Genomic DNA, 7,972 nt, shown 5'->3' with positions numbered 1-7,972 from the left:
CATCTTACTGAAGTTCCTCAGACTGAAATGGCCCCTCCCCAAATCGGGAAGGGCCTTTTTGCTGTCTGGTCATCACTGTGACCGAGCGTGATCAGAAGCGCAGATTGAGGCGTCCGACCACGTTCTGGCTCTGATAGTCGGACGCGAACAGGCCGATATAGTTGACCTCGACGTCCAGGCTTTCATTGAGCGAGGTCTGCAACCCGACATTCAGGACTGCCTGGTTTTTGGCAATCGGCGCGCCCGTGATGTCGAACGAGGTGCCGCCGGCAAAGGCCAGCGCGCCGACGCCGGCGAGATCGCCGTAGCCGCGTCGCCACCCGGCCGATGCCACGACCTGCCCGGCGAAGCTCTCGCTCTCCAATTCATAGCTGGTGCGCACGCCGAGCGTTGTGAAGCCGGTACTCATGTTGGAGCCGTTGCGGGTGAGCGCCGCCATGCCACCGGTTTCGGTGAAGCCGTCGGTCTGCTGGTAGACATAGGCGGCATCGGCGAAGGGGCCGGCATCGAAGTTCGAGGCGAGTTCGAACATGTAGTCGACATCGCCGTAGACCTGGTAGGTTCCGGCGCCGTAGTCCGCGCTCTCCCGCTCGCTGAGTCCCGGAATGGTGACCTGACGATCGGCCGAGACTTCGTGCCAGGTATAGGCCGTGCCGAAATTGATGCCCCAGTTGTCGACTGCCCCGCCGCCGTAAAGGCCGAAGGTCCAGTCATTGCTGGTCGCCGAGGTGCCGCGGCTGCTGATATCATAGCTGCTGCTGCCGTAACCGGCGACCGCGCCGAAGCGCATTGTGTCGAAGACCGGGATGTCCGCGCCGATGAAGACGCCGCCGACATTGTTCTTCATTTCGGCCGTATCGCCGGTGGCCTTGTAATCGTTCCACGAGCCGTAGGCTGTCATCCAGGCGCCGGTGCCGGGTGCGTCTTCAGCCAGTGTCTGGCCCGTGCCGTCAACAGCGGCATAATTGCTCGCCATCGACGGGGCGGGTTTTTGCGGATCCCGGTAGGTCTGGCGAAGCCGGGTATTGGTGGCATCGCGCACATAGCGGCTGTCATCGACCATTGCCGAGTCAATCGAGGAATAGCCCTCGCCGGAAAGCTGGTCGAGCGATGGTCCGAGCTGATCCTTGGGCAGACCCTTGATGATCTTGACCAGGGGATCATTCGGTCCGAGGGAGTTGATGCCGCCCGCCGTGTTGCACTGGTTGGCGGTCAGCCCGGGAATGCAGAGCGTGGTTCCGTTATTGGTCAGGTCCTTCAACGTCAGGAAGACGGTTTTGGCGGTATAGCCGATGTCCGCGCCGACATAGGCCGAAGTTGAGGCGACATCCGGATCGAAGCCCGCCGTGCCGTCCCCGTCGGCGTCGCTGCGGTTGACGCTGTCGTGCGAAGAGACGATCGTCACCGTGGTGCCGTCGATGACCGAGCCGCCTTCGGCTGCCACGGTGACCTGGCCGCCCGAGATGGCGACCGCGCCGCTGGCGTCGAGCAGGTCGGCCTTCGCTTCAACGCCGTCGGCGGTGTTTTTCGAGACCACATTGGCGTAAAGTCCAGACCCCGGCGCGAAGCTCAGCGTATTCATCGACAGCGTGTCGATGCTGTCGGTCGTGCCGGCCGTGATCTTGCCGCCCTTTATGACCGCGACGCGATCAAGCAGGCCGGTGCCGCTCAGGAGACCGGTTCCGCTGACGGTCGTTTCCCCTCCGAGCTTGCCGGAGACCGAGAGGTCGCCATTGGTGACCGCCGTGGTGCCGGAGAATGACGAGCTGTCGGCCGTCAGCGTGGTTGTGCCCGTGCCCAGCTGGTTGAAACGGCCGGCGCCGGAGAGTTGTCCGCCAAACACCCAATTGGCGGAGCGCATGACGTCGACAATGGCATTTGAGCTGATTGCGATGTCGCCGACAAGCGAGCCGGTTGCTCCGCCTTCGCCCAGTTGCAGCGTGCCGCCTTCAACGGCGGTCTTGCCGGTATAGGTGTTGTCATCGGTCATCACCAGCGTGCCGCTGCCGGTTTTGGTCAGGCTGCCGGTCTGGCCGGTGGCGTCGACGAAACGGCCGGTTGCGGTCAGTGTGTCGGCGCCGGCGGCAATATCGATCGTGCCGCCATTGCCGGTGAGCTGGAATGTGCGTGCCGTGGAAAAGCTCGATGCGGTCGAGAGCCGGCCGCCGTCGAGCAGCACGCCGCCGGTCGCCGCGCCGAGGTTCTGGTCCTTGCCGATGGAGACCGTGCCCTGGCGGATGGCCGTGCCGCCGGAATAGGTATTGGTGCCGGTGAGCGCGAGGGTTCCCGCGCCCGTTTTTTCCAGAACGCCGCCGCCATTGCCGGGTTCGTCGGAAATGACGCCGGTGGCGGTCAGGACGTCGCCGCCGTTTGCGACCTCGATCGTGCCGCCGTGCTTGTCGATGGTCATCGCCCTGCCGGTGGAAAATCCGGCCGCCGCCTTCAGCGTGCCGCCGGCAAAAGCGACGCCTGCAGAGGACGCGCCGAGATTGGCATCCTTCGAAACCGTCAGAACGCCGCCCGTCAGGCGGGTTCCGCCCGAATAGAGGTTGTCGCCCGCAAGAACGAGCTCGCCCGCGCCGGTCTTGTTGATGCCGGCGGTGCCGTCGAGGACGGAATTGATCGTCGCCGTCGTTGTTGCGCCGGGGCCGACCGCGATTTCCGCCAGATTGTCGGCATTGGCGGAAACGAGCGTCAGCGTATCGCCGGAAATCGCGTAGCCTGTCTGGGCGAATTGAAGGCCGCCGGCTTCGACCGGGTTAGCGCCGTTCTGCGTCTGAACGGTGACCGTGCCGGCATTGCCCGTGAAGATCGCGATGTCGCCCTGTTTCCAGTCGCTGTGTGCCGTCGGCGGGTCGGCATCGCCCCAGTTGGTATTGGCCGCGTCAAACGTGTTCCAGTTGCCGTTCCCGCCGGAGATGGGGTTCGTGCCGCTGGTGGTCACGCCGTCCCAGTAGACGAAATCCGGGCCGGAGGGGCCGCCGCCCGCCAGGTTCAGGTAGACATGGCCGACCGGTGTGTAGGTCACGGAGCTGCCGGCCGGGATATTGCTGCCCAGCACGAACTGGCTGGGCGGGTTCGAGGCCGAAGGCGCGGTGGCCGAATTGATCAGGGCATAAAGCCCGCCGGGAGCGCCCGCGGCATCGACGTTGATGGTCGTCGCGCCGGTGCCGCCGAGCGTCAGCGTGTTCGAGGTGAAGATCGGCGTGGTCGAGGGCCCGTTCAGGCCGACCTGGAGCGTGGTTCCCGTCTGGAAGGCGAGATCGCCGGCAATGGCGAGAATGCCGTTCTGGTCGCCGAAAAGCGTCGCGCCCATATTGATCGCGACATCGCCGCCGACGCTGCCGGCGCCGCCGAAATGGGCGGATGAAGCGACCGTGGCGCCGCCGGTCAGGCCGCCGGTCTGGCCGCCATTGCCGAGGCGCAGCGTGCCGGCCGACACCGTCGTCAGCCCGGTATAGGATTTGGTGCCGGTGAAGACGAGCGTGCCGGCGCCGGTCTTTTCCAGCGTGCTGACCACGGCGCCTGGGCCGGAAGCGCTGTAATTGTTGCCGTTGCCGATATCGACGGCGATCGTCGCGGTCTGGCCGCCATTGGTGACGGCGATCTGGCCGCTTCCGGCGGAATAGGGCGAGAGCGAGAGCGCGTTGCCGGCGCCGCCTTCGATACTGTACTTGTCCACGGCAAATTCGAGCCGGTCGAAGGCCAGCGTTCCGCTCGCCGCAACGGTGCCGCCCGTGCCATCGAAAATGCCGACAGAACGGGCCCAGGCCGCAGCTTTCGTTCCGCTTTGATCAGTCCAGTTGCCCAGGCCCTCGACCCAGGTGCCTGTCCCGCCGACAAGGCCGCCATCATAGGGCGCCGGCGCGCCGCCATTCCAGTATTGTGCAATTTCGTCGTTGTTATCGTAAACGAGAAGCCGAATCATTCCCGGGGTTTGAAAGGCGCCATGACCGGGTTCTACAACGTCGAGCCGGTAGTTTGTTCCGGGTGCTATGCCGCTGAATGTCGTGGTTTTGAAGATCGTTCCGGGCACCTGGTTGAGTGCGCCGCCATACTGGAAGATATTGTAGACGGAGGCACTGCCCTGAACGTTGGCCGTGAGCGTGGCCAGGGAGACATCGAGCGCGCCGCTGGTGACGAACAGGGGCTGGCCGGCTGTGGCCTCTTCCAGATCGGCCGTTATTCCCCCCGTCGGGTTCCTCGTGAACTTAACCGATGTGCCGAGCGTGAGCGTGCTGCCCTGACGGTTGTAGAGGGAGCCGCTGTAGATGAGTTCCACCGCGCCTCCGAGGCTGCCCGTGCCGGAAAGAATACCGGAGATATTCGTGTTGCCGACATAGTCGGGATTGCTGCTGGTCAGGATCAGCTTGTGGGTGGAGTTGCCGTTGCGGATATCAAGTCGCGCATTGGTGTCGCTGGTGGTCTCGGTGTAAATGCGATTGCTGACGGTCTGATCCTGTGTTGCCGAATAGAGGACCAGCGCGCCGGCGTCGGAGACGATGATGTCGCCATTGACCGAGGCATCGTAGTAGGGTGCCGTGTAACCCGAGGCATCCAGGCCGCCCAGCGAGAGGGCGCCGCTCTTGATGTGGGTGTTGCCGGTATATTCCATGTTCGTGACGAATGTGATCAGGCCTCCGCCCTGTGTGCCATCGTTACTCTCGATGTAGAGGTCGGTCACGCTGCCGTCCTGACTGTTGTGGATCGGAACGGCAATGCTTTGACTGTTCTGGACCATGCCGACGATGGTTGCGTGGTTGCCCGTGGCCGGGGCCATGTGGAAGGCGCCGGTGCCCTGAATGACGTAGAAGTTCGAATTGCCCCCGTTGCCGTTCGGCGCGCCGAGATAGATCGTGTCGAAATTGATGTCGCCGACGACGTCGATCACTGGGTGATCCGCGGCCGTGCCGATGAAATAGGCATTGGTGCCCGGGGCGTTGGACCATGTCACGCCAGCCTGGGTGTTGCCGGCGTTCGTCCAGTACAGGTTTCCGCCGACCGACCATGTGCCGTCGAGGGCGACGATGGGCGAGCCGTCACCAATCACTGCCACCGAGGTCCCGGGCGCATTCCAGTAGAGATCCAGTGCGGATGCCTGTTGCGGCATGCCGCAGTAAAGCGCCGCCCCGCTCGCCAGAAGCAGCGTCGTGAATGCCGTGCCCGACAGGAAACGGGCAAAAGCGCGCGCGTTCTTTTTGGGCGTCGGTCGAGCGGTTTTCGTTTCTGTCGATTCGATTGCATGGGACATTTCTTCCGATCCTCTCCAATTCAAGGCAGATCTGACGGGTTTAGAAGTCAACTTCCCGTCGCCTTTCATGGTTAAAATCGTATAAAATGGTTAACAAACTCTTATATAAATAAATAAACACAATTTATTACTTGAATAAATCAAAATTTACTATTTTATAAATTAGATTATACATATTTTATAAAATAATAAATTAGAAATTTATATTTTATATATCAATATGCATGCCGAAATGCATCCGGGAATTGTGCGGCTACAAACAAAAACGCCCCGGATCACTCCGGGGCGTCTGAAATGGCGCTAGATCGATCTCTTGATCGCGTTAGCCCGAACCCGCGGCAAACGCGATTTCCTCTGGGCATTCCCGCGCTCAGAAGGTTACCGTGACATTGCCCTTGCCTTCGAGGATCACGCCTTCGGCGGTTTCCGCGATACCGGCATCTCCGGCGCTGGCGACAGAGGTGATGTTCTGCAAACGCAGGCGCCACGGGCGATCCGCGTCCGATGCGTTGACCGTCAGCGTGTTGCCCTTGCGGGAAACGGCAAGCTCCTGCGCTTTCACGCCCTTGTCGGCGAAGATCGCGGCTTTTGCCGTCTTGCCGTCTTCCAGTGCGTAAAGCGCAAACAGCGCGCCGTCCGCATAGTCATAGTCAGGCTTGTGGTCGACCGCGCCCCAGACGATGAGGCTTGAGGGGCGGACATAAAGCGGCAGGCTCATGAAGTCGTGATTTTCGACGCGCCATCTGCCGCCTTCGACCTCTTCACCGGACAGAAGATGCGTCCAGCGGCCTTTCGGCAGATAGATCTCGGCGTCACCCGCTGCGTCGAGAACCGGCGCCACCAGAAGCTTTTCGCCGAGCATATACTGGCGGTCGAGCACGTCGCAGGTGCGGTCTTCCGGAAATTCCAGCAGCATGGCGCGCATCACCGGCAGGCCGGTCTTGGGCGCTTCGCAGGCGGCTTCGTAGATCGTCGGCATCAGCTTCATCTTCAGCTTGGTGAAGAAGCGCAGAACATCGACGGCCTCCTCATCATAAAGCCACGGCACGCGATAGGATTTCGATCCGTGCAGGCGCGAATGGCTGGAGAGAAGCCCGAAGGCGCACCAGCGCTTGTAGACATCGGCTTCCGCCGTTGCCTCGAAGCCGCCGATATCATGGCTCCAGAAGCCGAAGCCGGAAAGGCCGAGCGAGAGGCCGCCGCGCAGGGATTCCGCCATGGATTCGTAATCCGAATAGCAGTCGCCGCCCCAGTGAACCGGGAACTGCTGGCCGCCGGTGGTCGCGGAGCGGGCAAACAACACCGCCTCGTCCTTGCCCTTCGTCTCCTGCAGGGCCTCATAGACGACCTTGTTGTAGAGGAAGGTATAGTAGTTGTGCATTGTCTCGGCGTCGGAGCCGTCATGATAGGCGACATCGACCGGAATGCGCTCGCCGAAATCGGTCTTGAAGCAATCGACGCCCTGGGCCACCAGATCCTTCAGGTAGCCGGCATACCAGTCGCAGGCCTCTGGGTTGGTGAAGTCGACCACGGCCTGGCCGGGCTGCCAGCGGTCCCACTGCCAGACGGAGCCGTCCGAGCGCTTGATCAGGTAACCGTTCTCCTTGCCCTCGTCGAAGAGCTTCGATTCCTGGGCAATATAGGGATTGATCCAGACGCAGATATTGAGGCCGCGCTCCTTGTAGCGCTTCAGCATGGCTTCCGGTTCCGGGAAGGTCTCCGGATCCCATTCGAAATCGCACCAGTGCAGGCCGCGCATCCAGAAGCAGTCGAAATGGAAGACGTGGAGCGGAATGTCGCGCTCCGCCATGCCGTCGAGGAAGCCGGTCACGGTCGCTTCGTCATATTCGGTGGTGAACGAGGTTGTCAGCCACAGGCCGAAGGACCAGCGGGCTGGCAGCGCCGGGCGACCGGTGAGCCTGGTGTAGCGGTCGATGACGCCCTTGGGGTCCGGTCCGTCGATGACATAGTATTCGAGGCTTTCGCCCGGAACCGAGAACAGCGCCTTGTGAACCTTCTCCGAGCCGACTTCGAATTCGACTCGGCCCGGATTGTTGACGAACACGCCCCAGCCGCGATTGGTCAGGAAGAAGGGGATGTTCTTGTAGGCCTGGTCGGTGTTGGCGCCGCCGTCGCGGTTCCAGATATCGACCATCTGGCCGTTCTTGACAAACTCGGTGAAACGTTCGCCGAGGCCGTAGACCTTGGTGCCGACGGTAAGGCTCAAGCGCTCGAACATATGGGTGCGGTCATTGTCGTCATGGTCGATGGCGTGGCCGCCGGCCTTGTAGTCGGAACCGGTGATAAGCTTGTCGTCGCGCAGGAATTCGAGGTTCCAGCGGCCCGTCATGGCGATGCGGGCGGTGAGGTTGCCGCTTTTCAGCGTGGCGAATTCGTCCGTGATCTCGATCTCCGGCGTAAAGCCTTCATCCTTGTAGAGATCGAAATGCGGGCCCTTGTCGAGACCGCCGCGGAAGTGCTCGCTCTTCACGCCGATCATGCCTTCCATCGGCGCGGAGAGAGTGAGGATGATCAGCCGGGCATTGATCTGGTTGGCGCGGTCGTTCATCGGCCAGGTGGTGGCGCGGATGACGAGCTTGCCGTCCTTTACGCGGGCATCGAAGACCTCAAGCGGCTGGTTGAGGTCGAAATTCTGGCGCACATGCCAGTTGCCGTCCATGATTTTCATGATTGCAAGTCCTTTGAAATGTCATCTGCAGC

At 61.9% G+C, this 7,972-nt stretch carries 2 protein-coding genes; both read right to left on the bottom strand.

Going from position 1 to position 7,972, the window contains the following annotated elements; translation table 11 throughout:
• Positions 1 to 91: 91 nt before the first annotated feature.
• Positions 92 to 5,251 (bottom strand): autotransporter domain-containing protein, encoded by a 5,160-nt coding sequence (locus tag AZF01_RS17795; protein WP_061449807.1) that lies wholly within the window; start codon positions 5,249 to 5,251, stop codon positions 92 to 94.
• Positions 5,252 to 5,621: 370 nt separating this feature from the next.
• Positions 5,622 to 7,940 (bottom strand): alpha-xylosidase, encoded by a 2,319-nt coding sequence (yicI, locus tag AZF01_RS17790; protein ID WP_024708429.1) that lies wholly within the window; start codon positions 7,938 to 7,940, stop codon positions 5,622 to 5,624.
• Between the last annotated feature and the right edge of the window lie 32 nt (positions 7,941 to 7,972).

The organism is Martelella sp. AD-3 (assembly GCF_001578105.1).
In the GTDB taxonomy this organism is placed as follows: domain Bacteria; phylum Pseudomonadota; class Alphaproteobacteria; order Rhizobiales; family Rhizobiaceae; genus Martelella.
The sequence above is the reverse complement of the archived record's forward strand: the minus strand, read 5'-3'. Positions and strand labels throughout refer to the sequence as shown.

Bases quoted from the DNA above. Each gene is read 5' to 3' on its own strand.
- yicI (WP_024708429.1), bottom strand. From the start codon at position 7,940: ATGAAAATCATGGACGGCAACTGGCATGTGCGCCAGAATTTCGACCTC.
- AZF01_RS17795 (WP_061449807.1), bottom strand. From the start codon at position 5,251: ATGTCCCATGCAATCGAATCGACAGAAACGAAAACCGCTCGACCGACG.